14 protein-coding genes are annotated in these 18,746 nt (G+C 35.1%); 1 reads left to right on the top strand and 13 read right to left on the bottom strand.

The window, feature by feature from the left end:
- From RMO53_RS07735 to RMO53_RS07685, 11 genes are all read right to left on the bottom strand, one after another.
- On the bottom strand, nucleotides 1-2,901 hold a 2,901-nt coding region (locus RMO53_RS07735), incomplete at its 3' end, for a hypothetical protein (protein WP_310379407.1).
- A 438-nt stretch (nucleotides 2,902-3,339) separates the two neighbouring features.
- The gene (queG, locus tag RMO53_RS07730; RefSeq protein WP_310379406.1) at nucleotides 3,340-4,275 is read right to left on the bottom strand and encodes a tRNA epoxyqueuosine(34) reductase QueG; all 936 of its coding nucleotides are present in this window, start codon (nucleotides 4,273-4,275) and stop codon (nucleotides 3,340-3,342) included.
- A gap of 8 nt (nucleotides 4,276-4,283) precedes the next feature.
- A complete protein-coding gene (gene ruvB / locus RMO53_RS07725) occupies nucleotides 4,284-5,306 on the bottom strand; it encodes a Holliday junction branch migration DNA helicase RuvB (protein WP_310379405.1) in 1,023 nt (340 codons plus the stop codon).
- Between the two features lie 89 nt (nucleotides 5,307-5,395).
- Nucleotides 5,396-7,192 (bottom strand): cbb3-type cytochrome c oxidase subunit I, encoded by a 1,797-nt coding sequence (locus tag RMO53_RS07720; protein WP_310379404.1) that lies wholly within the window; start codon nucleotides 7,190-7,192, stop codon nucleotides 5,396-5,398.
- Nucleotides 7,193-7,218: 26 nt separating this feature from the next.
- Nucleotides 7,219-8,376, bottom strand: a complete 1,158-nt coding sequence (locus RMO53_RS07715; RefSeq protein WP_310379403.1) for a cytochrome c oxidase subunit II — start codon at nucleotides 8,374-8,376, stop codon at nucleotides 7,219-7,221.
- Between the two features lie 19 nt (nucleotides 8,377-8,395).
- On the bottom strand, nucleotides 8,396-9,766 hold the full coding sequence (locus tag RMO53_RS07710) for a quinol:cytochrome C oxidoreductase (protein ID WP_310379402.1): 1,371 nt from the start codon (nucleotides 9,764-9,766) through the stop codon (nucleotides 8,396-8,398).
- 27 nt (nucleotides 9,767-9,793) lie between these two features.
- Nucleotides 9,794-10,339: a cytochrome c gene (locus RMO53_RS07705; RefSeq protein ID WP_310379401.1), complete on the bottom strand. Its 546-nt coding sequence runs from the start codon at nucleotides 10,337-10,339 to the stop codon at nucleotides 9,794-9,796.
- A gap of 8 nt (nucleotides 10,340-10,347) precedes the next feature.
- Nucleotides 10,348-10,872: a DUF3341 domain-containing protein gene (locus tag RMO53_RS07700; RefSeq protein ID WP_310379400.1), complete on the bottom strand. Its 525-nt coding sequence runs from the start codon at nucleotides 10,870-10,872 to the stop codon at nucleotides 10,348-10,350.
- Nucleotides 10,865-12,268, bottom strand: a complete 1,404-nt coding sequence (nrfD, locus tag RMO53_RS07695) for an NrfD/PsrC family molybdoenzyme membrane anchor subunit (RefSeq protein ID WP_310379399.1) — start codon at nucleotides 12,266-12,268, stop codon at nucleotides 10,865-10,867. The genes RMO53_RS07700 and nrfD overlap by 8 nt, the downstream gene beginning before the upstream one ends.
- Before the next feature lie 118 nt (nucleotides 12,269-12,386).
- Nucleotides 12,387-15,443 carry a TAT-variant-translocated molybdopterin oxidoreductase gene (locus RMO53_RS07690; RefSeq protein ID WP_310379398.1) on the bottom strand — a complete coding sequence of 1,019 codons (3,057 nt, stop codon included), beginning with the start codon at nucleotides 15,441-15,443 and terminating at the stop codon, nucleotides 12,387-12,389.
- Between the two features lie 77 nt (nucleotides 15,444-15,520).
- On the bottom strand, nucleotides 15,521-16,849 hold the full coding sequence (locus tag RMO53_RS07685) for a c-type cytochrome (protein ID WP_310379397.1): 1,329 nt from the start codon (nucleotides 16,847-16,849) through the stop codon (nucleotides 15,521-15,523).
- A gap of 219 nt (nucleotides 16,850-17,068) precedes the next feature.
- Here RMO53_RS07685 and RMO53_RS07680 point away from each other — a divergent pair, with 219 nt between their 5' ends.
- Complete coding sequence (locus RMO53_RS07680; RefSeq protein WP_310379396.1) at nucleotides 17,069-17,458, top strand: SPOR domain-containing protein; 390 nt, start codon at nucleotides 17,069-17,071, stop codon at nucleotides 17,456-17,458.
- 382 nt (nucleotides 17,459-17,840) lie between these two features.
- Here RMO53_RS07680 and RMO53_RS07675 read toward each other — a convergent pair whose 3' ends face one another.
- Nucleotides 17,841-18,269, bottom strand: a complete 429-nt coding sequence (locus RMO53_RS07675; RefSeq protein WP_310379395.1) for a hypothetical protein — start codon at nucleotides 18,267-18,269, stop codon at nucleotides 17,841-17,843.
- Nucleotides 18,270-18,280: 11 nt separating this feature from the next.
- Complete coding sequence (locus RMO53_RS07670) at nucleotides 18,281-18,598, bottom strand: hypothetical protein (RefSeq protein WP_310379394.1); 318 nt, start codon at nucleotides 18,596-18,598, stop codon at nucleotides 18,281-18,283.
- Nucleotides 18,599-18,746: the final 148 nt, after the last annotated feature.

Genomic DNA, 18,746 nt, shown 5'->3' with positions numbered 1-18,746 from the left:
CCCTGCGGTTTGAACCGTTACCGTTATGGTTCCTGTGGCTAATGCGCACGTTGGTTGGGTAACTGTTGTTGCAGGTGCAGTTGGTGTTGCTGGTTGCGCATTGATTACTGTTGTTGTCGCTGATGAATTACAACCGCCTGTACTTTTGATTATCACATCATAACTTCCTGCAACCAATCCTGATATGCTGTTGCTCGCTTGGAAAGTGCTTCCGTTGTCAAAACTATACGTTTCCCCTGCGGTTTGTACCGTTACCGTTATGGTTCCTGTGGCTAATGCGCACGTTGGTTGGGTAACTGTTGTTGCAGGTGCAGTTGGTGCAACATCAATAGTTACGGCAACTGAATTTAATAAAGTAACCGTGCAGGAATTCCCCAGTCTAATTGCTTTTACAGTAAGAGTTGCAGCACTAGATAATCCAGCCGAAGTTAAAATTATATTGCCACCCGTTCCTAATTTTGATGCTCCACTTGCTGTTACTCCATTAAATAATTGATAAATGATTCCGCTTTCTGAACTTTGAACGGTTACTGCTACAGTTGAACCAGGACAAATTAATGTTGACGCTGGTGTAACAAGTAAACTATTAGAAGGAGTAACACATAGAACTGTAACTCCTGCCGAAGGATTGCCTTCACAATTTACTCCAGTAGTTGCTTTTGCTGTAACAACACCGTCAGTATATAAAAAACAAGCGGTGTTTAAACTACCTATCGTCCATACTCCACCTGCGACAGTTGAAGTTCCTCCTATTTGAAATCCATCAATAAATAAACTGATAACATCTCCATTTGTACCTGTACCACTCACCGAAGCAGCACATTCATAAATAGGTGTCGTAGTGATTGCGACAGCATTCGAAGATTTTGTACCCACAACTACTGAATTTGAAGCTGCACTTAATGAAAGACAAGTAGATGATGACGCTTTTGCAGTAATTGTACTACCCAAAGCAATACTAATTCCTGTTGAAGCCGTCCAAGTTCCGTTAGCTAAAACTGTCGTAGTTGAACCTTCGGCAATTCCATTTTCAAAAACTTGTATTATAGTTCCTGTGGCTTCTACAGAAGTTCCTGAAACCGAAGTTACAGCAGCATTGGTACAAATTGGTCCATAAACAGTTGGTGCTAATGCGACTCTTTTTATTGTAGAAGTTACAGATCCTGTAGATGGACAAAGACTTGTTGCGGTTCTAATTGCAACAAGAGACAATGTTTCACATTCGCGACTAGTAAGCGATAAACTTCCTATTGTCCATGCTCCAAGTGCGCCAGTTGTAGTGGTGCCAATTTGAGCACCATTAGAATATAAATATATGGATACACCAGCAACGTTGTCTGGAGCTGTTACTGAACCAGAAATAGATGTTGTTGAAGTCAATATAGGTGTTGTTGTAAAAGTTGGATTACCAGTCGCAGTTCCACCACCTACACAAATCCAAATTCCAGAAGATTCACATTTTCCGGGTTCTGTTGCTGTAACTCTGTAGGCTCCATTTACTAAACAAGCTGGACCAGCTGCATTGAATGAATTACTTGCTCCTGCACCTACACATTTCCATAAAAAATTCTCTGTTGTTGGCACTAATAAACTTGGTAAAGTCCCCACAGTTATAAATCCTCCTGCATTCCAAATGGAACCCGAAGTTGGCACAGATGCAATTGTGCTTGTTCCTTGATATACATTTATTGTTGCTCCAACCACTGGCGCTATTCCTTGAATACTTTTTCCGCGATGTGTTGCGCTTGTGGGATTTGCCGAACAAGTTGCACCAACCGTTTTCAAACTACAGTTGAACTCCGATTCCCCTTTACTTGGTCCTGTTGCAGAAGCTCCAATAACATCTAAAGCTGACAATACTGGAGCAATACCAGATAAAGTCCAAACGCCAGATGTTACAGTGGTAGTAGTTCCGTAAGCAATTCCATTAATATATACTTTGATACTAGTTCCATCCGCTTCAGTTGAAGTACCACTGACGGCAGTTGCACCAGCATTTATTGAGCCATTTACAGTTGGGCAAGCAGAACGATCCGGACAAATTACGCCCGGAGCACAAGGAGTATAATTATCAATAATATCTCCAAAACAATTTTCTAAAACACTACCGCAACTGGCATCATCTATACCCGCTAAGTCAGAAGCCGATGTTGGATTACATAAGGTAGATGTATTGGCAGCCATATTATCTACAATAGCCATTCGCATTTTTGTTGCAGGTGTAATACCAAACTGTGCTGTTAAATCACTGAATTTTACAAAAAAATCATAGAAATAATCGGGATTACCGCAACTTGTTGAAAACGCAATTGATTTTTGATAATTGGTAGTTCCAGCATAAGAGATTACTGGAGTACAATTCATATTGTTTACATCATAAACAAAAACACCAAACTTTGTCGATAATACAATTTCTATTTCGAAACCTGGGTTTGAACTTGAATAATTTGGATCTGCATTTGGACCCGTTCCGCCAAACTTACCATCGGTATCAATAAGTATGCTATAACTTTTTGAATTGGGCGCAGTATTACCCATTCTCAATCTGTACAACCAGTTATTACTCGCATCCAGATAAGATTGAACTGGATCTTGATCGCCTTGGTCTACGAAGTCAGTAAACCCACAATTTGGGCCTGGTCCTAAATCGCTATTGGGTTCCACCATAGGAAAAACTAGCGACGAATAGGGAATTTCGCTCTGTAATTGATCATCAATTGTAAATCCACTTGGAGACATTGAAACAAATCCATCCCCATTAGGGTCAAGGATAGCAGCACCAGCGCCAGTTGCAGGTTCGTAAATTAATCCTGGTGTTTGTGCATTGAGCTCACAAAAGGCAAGTATAGTAAATAAAAAAACAATTTTAAAAAAACTTTTAGGGGTAGTAAAGTTGTTCATAGTATGATTCCGGGTTAGGGAGATTTTTGTGTAAGAATATAAAAAACTAGATAATTGGTTTGTTTGGAATAGAATTTAAGGAATAGGAATATTGAGTAACTGTTTTCTGGAGTAAATCTTTAAAATTATCATCAATTCTTATTTTAAGTTAGTTACTTGTACTCAATATCGAACAAAAATAAAGAAAGTTTACCCCTTTAAAAAATTCGAAATGATTTTTACATTTTTATCGGTAAAAAAGTATTTTTAATCGATTAAATGTAAAATTAAGGTGTTTTAACATAATTTTTTGATTTTATTATCTTGTTTATTTGTTACTATTTATAGATTTTTGCTGTATTATTTACAAAAATATTGATAATTTAGTTCAAAAATTAATTAAATAGTTCTAATAATGAAAATATACTGTGGTGGAAATTGATTTTGAAAAATGAATAACTATTTCAAAAAGTCAATATTTCGTTTCAAACCATCAAATTTTGCCCTATTAAGTGGAGAATTTTTAAAAACTGTTTTAAAAATTTCTTCAGTTATTTCTTCCCAATCTTTTTTGGACATCGAAAGTATTTCTGGGTTAGGATTAAAGAGCGGTTCATTGTGTGCTTTAGAAAATTTGTTCCAAGGGCAAACATCTTGGCAAACATCACAACCAAAAGCCCAATCATCAAACTTGCCTTTCATTTCTGTTGGAATATTATCTTTAAGTTCAATGGTAAAATAGGAAATGCATTTGCTGCCGTCAACAACATAAGGAGCAACAATAGCCTCGGTTGGACAAGCGTCTATACAAGCTGTGCAAGAACCGCAATGATCCGTTGTTGCATTATCGTATTCTAAATCTAAGTCTATAATCAACTCGGCAATAAAATAAAAAGATCCCACTTTCTGGGTCAATAAATTGCTGTTTTTGCCTATCCAACCCAAACCACTTTTGGCAGCCCAAGCCTTATCCAAAACAGGAGCTGAATCTACAAAAGCTCTTCCTGAAACGGCACCAATATTTGACTGAATTGAAAATAATAATTCTTTCAATTTTTCTTTAATGACAAAATGATAATCTTGTCCGAAAGCGTATTTTGAAATTTTATAGGAATCTGTCCCGAGGCTTCGGGATTGAAATTCGGAGGGATAATAATTCAACAAAAGGGAAACGACACTTTTGGCACCATCGACTAGCAAGGTTGGATTTAATCGTTTATCAAAATTGTTTTCCATGTAGGACATTTGGCCGTTCATTTGGTTTTTTAACCAATGTTCTAATCGTAGCGCTTCTTCATCTAGGAATCCTGCTTTGGATATACCACAAGACAAAAACCCGAGGCGCTTGGCTTCGGATTTTATGAAATTTGAATATTTTTCTTTATTATTTATCAACTGAAAGATTAAAAAAGTCCGCCTTGAATATTCGTTCTAACTTTCCCTAAATGTTTGTATGCTTTCTCGGTAACTTCTCGTCCTCGTGGTGTTCGCATAATGAAACCTTCCTGAATCAAGAAAGGTTCATAAACTTCCTCGATTGTTTCACTGCTTTCGGATACGGCTGTCGCCAAAGTGGATAAACCTACTGGTCCACCTTTGAATTTATCAATAATGGTGTTTAGAATTTTATTGTCCATTTCGTCTAAACCATGCGCATCAACATTCAAAGCTTTTAGCGCATAACGAGCAATTTCAATATCAATAGTTCCGTTTCCTTTGATTTGGGCAAAGTCTCGGACACGGCGCAACAATGCATTGGCAATACGAGGTGTTCCACGACTTCTACCAGCAATTTCGATAGCGGCTTGGATAGAAATGGGCATTTTTAAAATAGTGGCACTTCGTTCGACAATGGTTGTCAAAAGTTCGGTAGTGTAATATTGTAATCTGGATGAAATTCCGAAACGAGCTCGCATTGGTGCGGTCAACAAACCGGACCGAGTGGTGGCACCAATTAAGGTAAACGGATTTAGATTGATTTGAACCGTTCTAGCGTTCGGCCCAGACTCTATCATAATATCAATCTTGAAATCTTCCATAGCAGAGTATAAATACTCCTCTACGATGGGACTTAATCTATGAATTTCGTCAATAAACAAAACGTCTCGTTCGTCCAAACCAGTGAGCAAACCTGCTAAATCACCAGGTTTATCAAGTACTGGACCAGAAGTGATTTTTATGCCCACTTGCAACTCATTCGCTAGAATATTAGCTAAAGTAGTTTTTCCTAATCCTGGTGGACCATGAAACAGGGTGTGATCTAGCGCTTCGTTTCGTTGATTTGCGGCTTGAACAAAAACTTTCAGGTTTTCTAAAATTTGTTCTTGACCTGCAAAATCATCAAAAGATAGCGGCCTCAATTTTTTCTCGAGATCAAGTTCCTCTGGATTATAACCGTCGTTTGTTGGGTCTAAATTTTCATTCATTCTACAAATATAATGAAGTTATATTCAAATAAAAATGCCTTTCGAACCCTAATATTGGGAGAAAGGCATTAATAATAATTTATTGTTGACTAGTGATGCAATTGTTCTTCACCTTCTTTCATTGGAACATTTTGAGGTACAAAATCATCATCATGTCCAGGTTTGCTGTAATCATATGGCCATCTGTGAACGTGAGGAATTTCGCCTTCCCAGTTTCCATGGATATGTTTTATAGGTGCTGTCCATTCTAAAGTGTTTGATTTCCATGGATTTTGAACTGTTTTTTTTCCAAAGAAAATACTGCTAAAGAAATTGTATAAAAACACTAATTGGAAAACTCCACCTACTAATGCAAATAATGTTATCAATACATTTACGTTTTGCAAATCATCAAATAATGGAAAATTGGTGTTTGTATAGTAACGTCTTGGCAAACCAGCTAATCCAATAAAGTGCATTGGAAAAAATACACCATAAGCACAAATAGCGGTTACCCAAAAGTGAACATATCCCATATTTTTATTTAACATTCTTCCAAACATTTTTGGAAACCAATGATAAATTCCAGCGAACATCCCGTAAAGTGCAGAGATTCCCATAACTAGGTGAAAGTGAGCAACAACAAAATAAGTGTCGTGAACATTAATATCTAAAGTACTATCTCCAAGAATAATTCCAGTTAATCCACCTGTAATAAAAGTAGAAACTAATCCAATTGAAAACAACATCGCTGGGTTTAATTGTAGGTTTCCTTTCCAAAGAGTTGTAATATAATTAAATGCTTTTACAGCAGAAGGAATTGCGATTAACAACGTGGTAAAGGTAAATACAGATCCAAGAAATGGATTCATACCCGAAATAAACATGTGATGACCCCAAACTATAGTTGATAAAAAGGCAATTGCAAGAATTGACATAATCATAGCTCTGTATCCAAAAATAGGCTTACGAGAGTTTGTTGCAATCACTTCGGAAGTTATTCCTAATGCTGGTAACAATACAATATATACTTCTGGATGACCTAGAAACCAAAATAAATGTTCAAATAAAACAGGTGATCCACCTTGATAATGCAATACTTCACCAGCTATGTAAATATCAGACAAGAAGAATGAAGTACCGAAACTTCTATCCATGATTAACATCAACGCTGCTGATAATAATACTGGGAAAGAAATAATTCCGATTAATGCCGTAACAAAGAAAGCCCATATCGTTAGTGGCAATCTTGTCATTGACATTCCTTTTGTTCTTAAATTGATTACAGTTACCACATAATTTAAAGATCCTAATAATGAAGATGCAATAAATATAGCCATAGAAACCAACCATAATGTCATACCCATTCCAGAACCACCTATTGCTTGTGGCAATGCACTCAAGGGCGGATAAATTGTCCAGCCTGATGCAGCTGGTCCAGCTTCGGCAAATAAGGAACAAATCATGACTACACTTGACAAAAAGAACAACCAATAAGAAATCATATTTAAGATTCCAGATGCCATATCTCTTGCGCCAATTTGTAGCGGGATTAATAAATTACTAAAGGTTCCGCTCAAAGCTGCAGTTAGTACAAAGAAAACCATAATAGTTCCATGAATGGTAACAAGTGCTAGGTAAATATCATTAGCCATTACTCCATTTGGAGCAAACTTATCTCCTAAGAAAAAATTAAATAATTTAAATGATTGTTCTGGCCATGCTAATTGCATTCTGAAAAGCATTGACATACCTACACCAATAACTCCCATTATAATACCTGTAATTAGGTATTGTTTAGCAATCATTTTATGGTCTGTACTAAAAATATATTTAGTTACAAAAGTTTCTTTATGATGGTGTTCGTGTTCGTGATCGTGTCCGTGATCGTGACCTTCTGCTGACATATGTGTTTACTTTAAATTTTTTAATTCTAATTATTCATTACTACTTTAGCTGTAGTTGCTGTATCTTTAGCTTTTGTAGAATCTGTAACAATTGCACCATCTACTGGAGCTGTAGTATTGGCCGTTTTTACTTCTTGAACTATTGTTGGTTTTTCACTCAACCATTTTTTATAATCTTCTGGTGAATCTACTATAACTTTCATTTGCATATTATAATGCGAAGCACCGCATATTTTATTACAAAGCAATAAATAATCAAATGTATATGGATCAAGTGCTGTTTCGCCTTTTGCAACAAGTTCAATACTTTTTTTAGCTCTTATTGCATTAATTTTAGATACTTTTTCAATCATAAAAGGTAACTCTCTGTATTCTGAAGTTGTATAAATTGGTTCAAAAGCAAATTCAGTAACCATGCCCGGAATACAATTCATTTGGGCTCTAAAATGTGGAAAGAAAGCAGAATGAAGTACATCCTGTGAGCGAAATTTGAAATGTATTTTTTTACCTTTTGGAATGTGTATTTCGGTAGCTACTTTATCATCCTGTGAATTTGGATCTGATAAATCAACCCCAAGTGTGTTAACGCCTTCAATTAATCTAACATTTGCTTTTCCTAGTACATTATCATCGCCAGAGTATCGAACAGCCCATTTGAATTGTTGTGCATAGACTTCAATCACAACTGTATCCTCGTCCTCATTAATAAACATAATATTTGCCCAAGCATACAATCCATAAAGAATTAAACCGGCTAACACAACTGCGGGAATAACACTCCAAATTATTTCTAACTTATTATTATCAGAAAAATACAATGCTTTTTGATCTTTTCTTCCTCTATATTTAAACGAAAAATAATACAATAAAGCTTGAGTAATAGTTTGCACAAAGAAAATCACAAGCCAAGTAATATTCATTAAACTATCTAAATCTCCACCGTGTGCTGATGCTGGAGTGTGAAGTACTAAACCACCCCATTTTAATAAACCATAAATCGTAAAAATATAAATGAAGGCCAAAAAACCAAACATTAAATATCCTTGAACATTATTGTCATTATCAGTAGCTACTTGTGAATCATCTGAGATTACTCCAACTTGAGTCAAATCAAATATTTTAGTTAACTGCCATAATGCAATCGATAATAAAATTAAAACTATAATTACCAACAAACTTGTCATCTGTTTTTTATTTTAAATATTAATAATGAAAATGTTTACTCTCTTCTATAAATGGGTTTCTTTTTGGCAAAAGCGGCGCTTTAGTCAATGCCGTAAAGACTACATAAATAAACAATCCTAAGAAGAAAAGTATTGAGGCTATTTCTGAAATTCCAATAAACCATTTATCACCAACAGTTCCTGGCATAATCATATTGAAGAAATCAATGTAATGTCCCAATAATATAACTGTTCCAGCCATTACTAATACCCATGTTATTCTTTTAAAATCGGTATTGATCAAAATTAATATTGGAAATATAAAATTCATTACAACTGCACCAAAAAATGGCAATCGATACAATTCAATTCTAGTGACAAAATAAGTTACCTCTTCTGGAATATTTGCATACCATATCAACATGAATTGAGAGAACCATAAATAGGTCCAAAACACACTAAAACCAAACATAAATTTAGCTAAATCATGAATATGACTTGTATTTACATGTTCTAAATATCCTTTTGATTTAAGATATAAACTTACTAGACATATTGTAGTAACACCACTAACTAGGAAGCTGGCAAAAACATACCATCCAAACAAGGTACTGAACCAGTGTGGATCTACTGACATAATCCAGTCCCAAGACATAATAGATTCGGTTACTATAAAGAACACTAAAAACATTGCAGAAATGTTGAAATTCTTTTTATAGAACGTATTATCGTTTGCCTCATCTTGCGCTAAACAATTTTTTCTAGAGAAATAACGGTAGGCATTCCATCCTAATAAAAATATAGCGGCTCTAATTAACCAAAAAGGAAAGTTCAAATAACCTGATTTGTTAGCAATAAGTTTATCATGAGCTACAACTTCTGGATCCAACCAAATGAATAAATGATTAAAATGTAAGCCACAAAGAATTAAAATCACAAAAAAGATTACTGACCCAACTGGCAAATAAGCGGTAATGCCTTGCATAACTCTAAACAAAACCGGAGACCAACCTGCTTGTGCGACTTGTTGTATGGCATAAAATGCTAAAACACCCAGCGAAATAAGCATAAAGAAAATACAAGCAACATATAAAGCTGCCCATGGCTTATTTCTCAATTCATGTAAAACATGAGTCAAATGCTCTTCGTGCTCTGCAATTTTATTAGCTTCTTCTTTTTCGTTATGAGCTGCATGTGCATCGTGATCAGCAGCTTTTTCATGTCCAGCAACTTTTACATGTCCACCAGCACTTGCTTCGTGGGTTTCATGACCATGACTTTCGGCAGCAAGAATAGTTTCTACGTCTTGAATTGTTTTGGGCGCATTAAAAAAACCATATCCAATACCTAGTGCTCCTAGAAGCATTAGAATGAATGAGAAATTTTTTAATTTACTTGAAAATGTATACATATCTTTTACGATCAGTTTGTTCAACAATTATAATTGGCTTTTTAGTTTTAATACGTAGTCAGAAACTAACCAACGTTCGTGAGCGTTCAGTTGATTGGCATGAGAACCCATAGAATTTAATCCAAAAGTTACTACATGAAAAACACTCCCTTCGGTAATTACTCTGTCTTTGTAACTAGGAACACCTAGAAATTTTTCTCTCTCTACTAATTTTCCTTTACCGTTTCCAGAAGCACCGTGACAACTAATACAATATATTTCAAAAAGTGCTTTACCTTCTTCTGAGTTTCTTCCTATTGAATCTAATGGAGATTTTAGGTTAGCTTTTGCTAATTCATAACCCGCAGTAGAATTTTCATATTCATAAACTTCAAAACCTCTATTTACAGTTCCAGTTACTGGCAGTTGTCCTTCTTTTCCATTATTAAATGCTTTAGATTCTGAGTAGGTTTCATACCCAACAGACTCATACATATTTGGAAAGTACTGATAATTTGGTTCCAGATTACTATGGCAAGATGCAACTAATATAGTTATGCCAAACAATAGTGTTATTTTATATACCCTTTTCATATCTTCTATTAATGCTTATCGATTACTTTAACTTCTACAGCACCTGTATCTTTTAGAAAAGAAACTAACTCTTTTTCATTATTGTTTACAGTAACTTCCATCAAAAAGTGGTCATCAGTAGTTCTTACATCTGGATTTTCGGCTTCTTTAAATGGCCACAATCTACTTCTCATATAAAAAGTGATTACCATTAAATGCGCAGCAAAAAATACCGTTTCTTCGAACATAATTGGGACAAATGCCGGCATATTATCTATATAACTAAAACTTGGTTTACCACCTATATCTTGTGGCCAATCTTGTATCATTATATAATTCATCATCCAAGTTCCAAATGACAACCCACACAAACCATATATAAATGCGCAAATTGCTATTCTTGTAGGTGCAAGTCCCATTGCTTTATCTAATCCGTGTACCGGAAATGGGGTGAAAACTTCTTCTATATGATGGTGAGCTGCTCGTGTTTTCTTTACCGCATCCATCAATATATCATCGTCATTATAAATGGCGTATATTACTTTATTACTCATGATGTGACTCTTTATTTGCTTCTCTTGCTTTTTTGTAACTATCTCCTGTTGCTTTCAATATTGTTTTCACCTCCGCTTGGGCTATTACTGGGAATGTTCTAGCATATAATAAAAACAGTACGAAGAAAAATCCTATGGTACCAATAAAAATTCCAATATCTACAAATGTTGGTGAAAACATGGTCCATGATGATGGTAAGTAATCTCTGTGTAATGAAGTCACAATAATTACAAAACGTTCAAACCACATTCCAATATTTACTACTATCGAAATAATGAAGGAAAACATGATGCTCGTTCTCAATTTCTTGAACCACATAAACTGTGGCGAAAACACATTACAAGTCATCATCGACCAATATGCCCACCAGTACGGTCCAGTTGCTCTATTTAAGAAAGCATATTGTTCATATTCTACTCCGGAATACCATGCAACAAATAATTCAGTGATATAAGCTACACCTACAATTGAACCCGTAATCATGATTACTATATTCATTAATTCAATATGCTGAATCGTGATGTAAGCCTCCAGATGCGAAACTTTTCTCATAATAATAAGCAAGGTATTTACCATGGCAAATCCTGAGAAAACGGCTCCAGCAACAAAATAAGGTGGAAAAATCGTGGTATGCCATCCTGGTATTACTGATGTAGCAAAGTCCATGGATACAATAGTATGCACTGATAACACCAGTGGAGTTGCTAATCCTGCAAGAACCAGAGAAACTTCTTCAAAGCGTTGCCAGTCTTTTGCTCTTCCGCTCCAGCCAAAACTTAATATTGAATATATTTTTTTGTTAAATGGCGTAACAGCTCTGTCTCTAATCATTGCAAAATCAGGTAATAATCCAGTCCACCAGAATACTAATGATACCGAAAGATAGGTAGAGATTGCAAATACATCCCAAAGCAATGGGGAATTAAAGTTAACCCATAAGGAACCGAATTGATTTGGAATTGGTAAAACCCAATACGCTAACCATGGTCGACCCATGTGGATAATTGGAAATAAACCAGCCTGAATTACAGAAAATATGGTCATTGCTTCAGCCGAACGGTTAATCGCCATTCTCCAGCGTTGACGAAATAATAAAAGTACTGCCGAAATTAAGGTTCCCGCGTGTCCAATACCTACCCACCAAACGAAGTTAGTGATATCCCATGCCCAACCCACAGTTTTATTTAATCCCCAAGTTCCGATACCCGTAGATATGGTGTAGATGATACAACTTAATCCCCAAAGGAAAGCTGTTAATGCAATTGAAAATACAATCCACCAATGTTTATTTGCTTTACCTTCGACAGGCGCGGCGACGTCTACTGTTACATCGTGATAGGTTTTATCACCTATAACTAAAGGTTTTCTAATACTTGCGTCGTATATATGAGACATAATTTAATTTAAGATTTTAGATTTAAGATTACGATTTAAAAAACCACTTTTCTTACTTATCTATATTTTACAATTATTTCTTTGTTATTATTGCTATTGACAATTGTGATTGTCTTAATTATGTATTTCTAACTTTAACATGATAAATCACATTTGGTTTCGTTCCAACGTGCTCTAACAAGTGGTACATTCTATCATCAGCAGCTAATTTAGTAACTTTGCTTTCTGTATCGTTTACATCTCCAAAAATCATTGCACCAGTAGAACAAGCATTTGAACAAGCAGTTTGAAATTCCCCATCGGCAATTGATCTTCCTTCACTTTTAGCTTTTAGAATTGTAGCTTGTGTCATTTGAATACACATCGAACATTTTTCCATTACTCCACGAGAACGAACATTAACATCAGGGTTTAAAACCATACGCCCTAAATCATCATTCATATGATAATCAAATTCGTCGTTTCCGTTGTATAAAAACCAGTTAAAACGACGTACTTTATAGGGACAGTTGTTTGCACAGTAACGCGTTCCAACACATCTATTATATGCCATATGGTTTTGACCTTGACGGCTGTGTGAAGTTGCAGCAACGGGACAAACAGTTTCACAAGGTGCGTGATTACAATGTTGACACATTACAGGTTGAAAGGAAACTTGTGGGTTATCGGCTGGCTTTTCCATTTCTCTAAATGTAGATAATGAGCTAGACAATCCTGCAATATTTTCTTTTCGTTCGTTATCGCCTTCAAATGTATCTTCTGACGAATAATACCTATCGATTCGCAACCAATGCATGTCTCTACTTCTACGAACTTCAGATTTTCCAACTACAGGAACATTGTTTTCGGCATGACAAGCAATAACGCAAGCGCCACAACCTGTACAAGCATTTAAATCTATTGATAAATTAAAATGATGTCCAACAGAACGATCAAAAGGAGTCCATAAATCAACGGTAGTTGCTTCTACTTCTTTGTGATTTAAAGAAACCATAGGTTGAAGATTCCATAATGAAGCTTCTTTTGTATTGAAAATCTCTAAAGAGGTTTCTTTAATGATATCGCCTCTTCCCATTAATGTTTTCTGACCTTGAACACAAGCAAATTCGTGTTCTCCGTCTACTTTTACTAATGAAACCGATTGTACATTATTGAATCCTTTGTATAGTGAATAGGCATTAATACCTACTTGCATTTCTTCTTTTAAAGCAGCGCTTTTACCATAACCCAATGCTAAACCTAATGTTCCAACAGCTTGACCTGGCTGAACAATTACCGGTACTTTTTCAAGTTTAACTCCGTCTGTCGTTGTAATAGTGGCATAACTTCCGTTTAATCCACCATTTGCAACAATCTCATTAGACAAACCTAATTTCTTTGCATCAGCATTTGAAACGGTTACATAATTATCCCATGACACTCTTGTAATTGGATCTGGAAATTCTTGTAACCAAGGATTATTTGCTTGTTGGCCATCGCCTAAACCTGTTTTAGTATATAAAACTAATTCTAAACCTGAAGCAGTTTTTGATTGAGCCAATGCATTTGCTGCTGCTGAATAATTTGCTGATCCTGCAGCCGATGCAGGTATTGTTCCAACAAAAACTCCGTCATGCAAAACTTTGTTCCAAGTAGAACCCGATATTACAGTAGAAGCAGTCGCTTTTAAATAATCATAAAATGTTCCAGCTGTTCCATTTAAAGACAATAATGCGTCTTGAAATTGTATTGTTGCTGGAAATAATGGACGGATTGTAGGTTGTGTTAAGGAGTAAGTCCCTTTTGTAATACTTAAATCACCCCAAGATTCTAAATAATGTGTTGTCCCAACTGCGATTTTGGAAACTAATGCGGTTTCATCTTCTTTTAATGAAAATGATGTTGAAAGACTTACTTTTTTTAATCCTTCTACAAAATCTTTTGAATTTGGCAAAGTATAAACCGGATTAACGCCACTCATAATTAAGGTATGAACGCTTCCCGCTTTCATATCATTGATTAATTGAGCTACTTTTTCGTTAGATCCTTTTCTGATTTGTCTTGTACCTACAGTTGAAAAAGCTTCACTTGCTAATGCTTGATTAATAGCTAAAACTAATAATTGTGCATTTTTGTCTTGAATTCCGGAAACTAAAACTCCTTTTGTTCCAGCTGCTTTTAATTGTTGTGCTGCTTTTATAACTACATCTTCACTATCTATTTTACTAGTTGAAACTGAAGCATTTACTATTACATTATATATTTTAACTAGAGCTTGTTTTTGATTTGCAGTTGACATTGGCACTCGCTTATCAGCAGCTGCACCTGACAAAGTCATGTTAGCTTCTAACTGAAAATGACGTGACATTTTTCCGTTTTGAGGAATTCTTCCTTTAGCATAACCTGAGTCGTAGCTACCACCTTGCCAATCTCCTAAGAAATCTGCACCAACAGAAACAATTAAGGACGCTTTTGAAAAATCATAATCAACTAATGCTCTTTCGCCAAATACCGTTTCAAAAGCGTCTAAAGCAGGAGACTCTGAAACTGCATCGTAAACTACATGCTTTGCGGTAGGATTTTTTGCAATAAACTCACTTATTAACTTTTCGGTAGTTGGACTTGCTAAAGTGTTTGTCAAAAGGACAACTTGTTTTCCTTTTGCTTTAGCATCAATAAGACTGGATTTTATGTTTGATTCAGCTGTTAACCAAGTTGCTGATTTACCATCAATTTTAGATTCTTTCAAACGCATACTATCGTACAATGATAATATAGAGGCATGAACTCTAGCATTTGCAGTAAATTTTGCACCAGCTATTGCATTATTATCTATTTTAATAGGACGACCTTCACGTGTTTTTACTAAAAGATTAGCAAAATCAAAACCATCAAAAACCGATGTTGCATAATAATTTGCAACTCCAGGAATAATTTGTTCTGGCTGTAACACATATGGTATTGACTTGTGAACTGGACCTTCGCAAGCTGCAAGTGTAGCTGCTGCTGTACTAAAGCCAACATACTTTAAAAAATCACGACGTGTTGTTGATGAAGTAGCTAACGCTGCTGCATTTCCTAAAAATTCATCAGTAGGAATTTCTTCAACAAATTCGTTGTTTTTAAGCGCCTCAACAATAGAACTATTTCCGTCTAGTTCTTCAACACTTTTCCAGTATTTTTTGTTTGATGACATATTCTATAAATATTGTTTATTGTTTGTTGTTTGTTGTTTATGGCTGTGACTTTAGACCATAAGTTCTTTTTAACTTTTTAATAATGGCATTTACCACATTCTAGACCTCCCATTTGTGCAGCAGTTAATTTCTCTACACCATATTTTTTAGAAAGTTCGTCATGTATTTTATCGTAATATGCGTTTCCTTCCATTTTAACATCCGTTTTTCTATGACAATTAATACACCAACCCATGGTTAATGGTGCAAATTGTTTTTGAATTTCATAGGTTTCAACTGGACCGTGACAAGTTTGACATTCAATACCAGCAACGGTTACGTGTTGAGAGTGATTGAAGTAAACAAAATCTGGTAAGTTATGAATACGAACCCATTTTACGGGTTCCGTTTTACCTGTGTAGGATTGTGTGGCTTTGTCCCAACCTACTGCAGTATATAATTTTTGAATTTGCTCGTCATAAAAAGCTTTGCTGTATTCAGGAGTGGCAGTAGACTCCGCAACTTCAGCGATGTTTTTGTGACAATTCATACATATGTTGAGTGATGGAATTCCACCATTTTTACTCACACGTGCTGCAGAGTGACAATATTTACAATTAATCTCATTGTCACCCGCATGAATTCTATGGGAATAATGTATGGGCTGAATAGGTTCGTAATCCTGATCAACACCTATTTGCATGAAAAATCCATACACAAAATAGGCGCTCGATAATAATAAGAAAATCGAAGATACTAACACTAAAAATTGATTTTTAATAAATGCTTTCCAGATTGGAGTTGTTGGTATTTTTGGAGCAACTTCTATTCCGTTAGCGGCAGCCACTTTTCTTAAAACATTATTTACTAAAAATAACATTACTATCAGGATTGCCAATACGAGAACTAAAGCACCAAGTATAAGATTGTTTGAAATACCTGCGTTATCATCTGATTTAGCATCTGGTCCTGGCATAGCTACTGCTACTGCTGCTTCGGCTTTTGGTTCTGAAGTGTAGGCAATAATATTGTCTATATCTGCGTTTGATAATTGTGGAAAAGCGGTCATTACTGATTTGTTGTTTTCTTCAAACAATTTTACAGCAGCTGCGTCGCCAGATTTTATCATTTCTGAACTGTTTTTAATCCACTTGTACAACCATGGCATTTCATGCTTAGCAGAAATTCCTCTAAGCATTGGCCCAGTTGCTTTTGCATCTAGCTTGTGACAAGCGGCGCAATTGGTATTGAAAAGTTCTTTTCCTTTTACAGGATCTCCACCTTGAGTTGCGGCTGGAGTTTCGGTTGCTACTGGTGCTACAGCTGCAGCTTCTTGTGCAATAGAATTTAAGGAAAATGTTAGCATCAAAGCTAAACTTATATATAATTTCCTTGAAATCGAATTATGGTTACCCACCTTTTTCATATAATATAGTGATTATCTACTAAAATTGATATGGTTTTTTCTAGAAACATTTTTTAGAAAAAACGAATACATTCTTTTAAAACTTGCACAAAAATACGATTTAAGAACTATTCTCAAAACCCTAAAATAGCCTTAAATATAATTTATATTAATTCTAAATAAAATTTATTATTGTGTTTTGTTCATTAAGTATTATTTTTACCTAAAAAACACCACGTTATGAGAATTTTAACTCCAAAAAACATTAATTTTTTTGTTTTAACATTATTTTTTTCATGCAGTTCTATATTTGGGCAAGAACGAAATATAACGATTCGTCAAGATCCAAAATTTGAAAACCTGCTGGCAGAAAAGAGAAAAATAAATGCTTCGCTCACTGTAAATGATTCTTATAAAATTCAAATTTATAATGGTGGAGGCGAAATTGCAAAAAAAACTTTGAGCGAGTTCAAACAAAATTTCACGGCTATCGATGCTACAATTGTATTCAACACCCCTAATTATAAAGTTTGGGTGGGCAATTTTAAGACCCGCATTGAAGCAGAAAGAAACCTTATTGAGATTAAAAAGAAATATAGCAATGTGCTTTTGATAAAACCGAGTAGGTAAATCTTAATTTTCTTAATTAGAAAAAAGCAACTCAAATTGGGTTGCTTTTTGTGTTTTTGAATTATTTTTGTTTGCTCATGTTTGTGGGCACGGAAAAGATTTCCGCGCTATCTACACGACTATATTTTGTCATATCTGAGCGCGATTTGGTAGACCGCGCGATCGGGTCACGGAAAAGATTTCCGCGCTATCGTTCATGATTATAATTTATTACATCCGAGCGATCGGGTTTTTGCTATTATTTGTGGGCACGGAAAAGATTTCCGCGTTATCCTTTATGATTATAATTTATTACATCCGAGCGATCGGGATTCTTTTACACACTTTAACCCATAAAAAAACCGAGCAATTGCTCGGTTTTTTTATGCTTATACTTTTTAAATCAAAACTTTAATTTAGTAGAACACTCCCCATTATCTCTTCTATCCAATACAATAATTGATTTATTTTCAAATTTAGGCATTAAATTACTGAAATTTAATTGCAGAAAATTTATTGATGCTGATGTAAACCCAACGTCATCTATGATTAGTATTTGTTTTTTTTGTTCATCAATCAATATTTTAAGCAGTACAAGATGTAATTTACCTAACAGATCGTCTAGTCGTAAATCTATGTCTAAGCTCCTAAAAATATTAACAAGTTTATCCACTTCCTTTTTTTCTATTTTTTCAAAAAAAGGAATAATTTTAATTGAAGTATCTAAATTAAAATTAATTAAAATTACCTCAATATTATTCCCGAAAGACAAATCATTATTTAATACATCTTTATCTAAGATCTGAAATGTACCTAATCTAATATCGTTCATAATTATTATTATTATTTTGGTACAGGTAAATTATAAATTTTAACACCATATTGCGCAGGATTTGCAACAGTAAATCGACCGCTATTAACTATTGCTTCGGCATACGTAAAGTTCCCAGTTTCGATACCATATCGGAGAGCTGCAATCATTTTATGATTTCCTTCTGTTAATATAAACTTTCCAGCATGTTGAAAACCGCCTCCGCCAACAGCCTCATATGCATTAGTAACCATTTGTTGATAATAAGCTTCGACAATTTCTGCATTGACACCTGTTTGCCCACTCTTAATTCCCATTTTTTCAGCTAGTTGTAGGACTTTAGATGCCATACTCGATCACCGCTTCCGCACGAATCCTTTCGTGTGGTTTTGTTGTCATTAAACATCAAACATTCTAAAAACAAGCACATCGTCAATCAGTCCTTTTTGTCCTGAATAATCAATGGCACTACTATATACATAATCTTCCGCTTTGTAT

Origin of the sequence: Flavobacterium sp. (genome assembly GCF_031409475.1) — a bacterium.
Lineage (GTDB): Bacteria > Bacteroidota > Bacteroidia > Flavobacteriales > Flavobacteriaceae > Flavobacterium.
This window is presented reverse-complemented; position numbering and strand designations above follow the sequence as displayed.

What these genes read in the sequence shown, in the direction of transcription:
- RMO53_RS07715 (WP_310379403.1), bottom strand. Translation starts at nt 8,376, where the DNA reads ATGACAAGTTTGTTGGTAATTATAGTTTTAATTTTATTATCGATTGCA.
- RMO53_RS07720 (WP_310379404.1), bottom strand. Translation starts at nt 7,192, where the DNA reads ATGTCAGCAGAAGGTCACGATCACGGACACGATCACGAACACGAACAC.
- RMO53_RS07685 (WP_310379397.1), bottom strand. Translation starts at nt 16,849, where the DNA reads ATGAAAAAGGTGGGTAACCATAATTCGATTTCAAGGAAATTATATATA.
- ruvB (WP_310379405.1), bottom strand. Translation starts at nt 5,306, where the DNA reads ATGAATGAAAATTTAGACCCAACAAACGACGGTTATAATCCAGAGGAA.
- RMO53_RS07705 (WP_310379401.1), bottom strand. Translation starts at nt 10,339, where the DNA reads ATGAAAAGGGTATATAAAATAACACTATTGTTTGGCATAACTATATTA.
- RMO53_RS07700 (WP_310379400.1), bottom strand. Translation starts at nt 10,872, where the DNA reads ATGAGTAATAAAGTAATATACGCCATTTATAATGACGATGATATATTG.
- RMO53_RS07690 (WP_310379398.1), bottom strand. Translation starts at nt 15,443, where the DNA reads ATGTCATCAAACAAAAAATACTGGAAAAGTGTTGAAGAACTAGACGGA.
- RMO53_RS07670 (WP_310379394.1), bottom strand. Translation starts at nt 18,598, where the DNA reads ATGGCATCTAAAGTCCTACAACTAGCTGAAAAAATGGGAATTAAGAGT.
- RMO53_RS07675 (WP_310379395.1), bottom strand. Translation starts at nt 18,269, where the DNA reads ATGAACGATATTAGATTAGGTACATTTCAGATCTTAGATAAAGATGTA.
- nrfD (WP_310379399.1), bottom strand. Translation starts at nt 12,268, where the DNA reads ATGTCTCATATATACGACGCAAGTATTAGAAAACCTTTAGTTATAGGT.
- RMO53_RS07710 (WP_310379402.1), bottom strand. Translation starts at nt 9,766, where the DNA reads ATGTATACATTTTCAAGTAAATTAAAAAATTTCTCATTCATTCTAATG.
- RMO53_RS07680 (WP_310379396.1), top strand. Translation starts at nt 17,069, where the DNA reads ATGAGAATTTTAACTCCAAAAAACATTAATTTTTTTGTTTTAACATTA.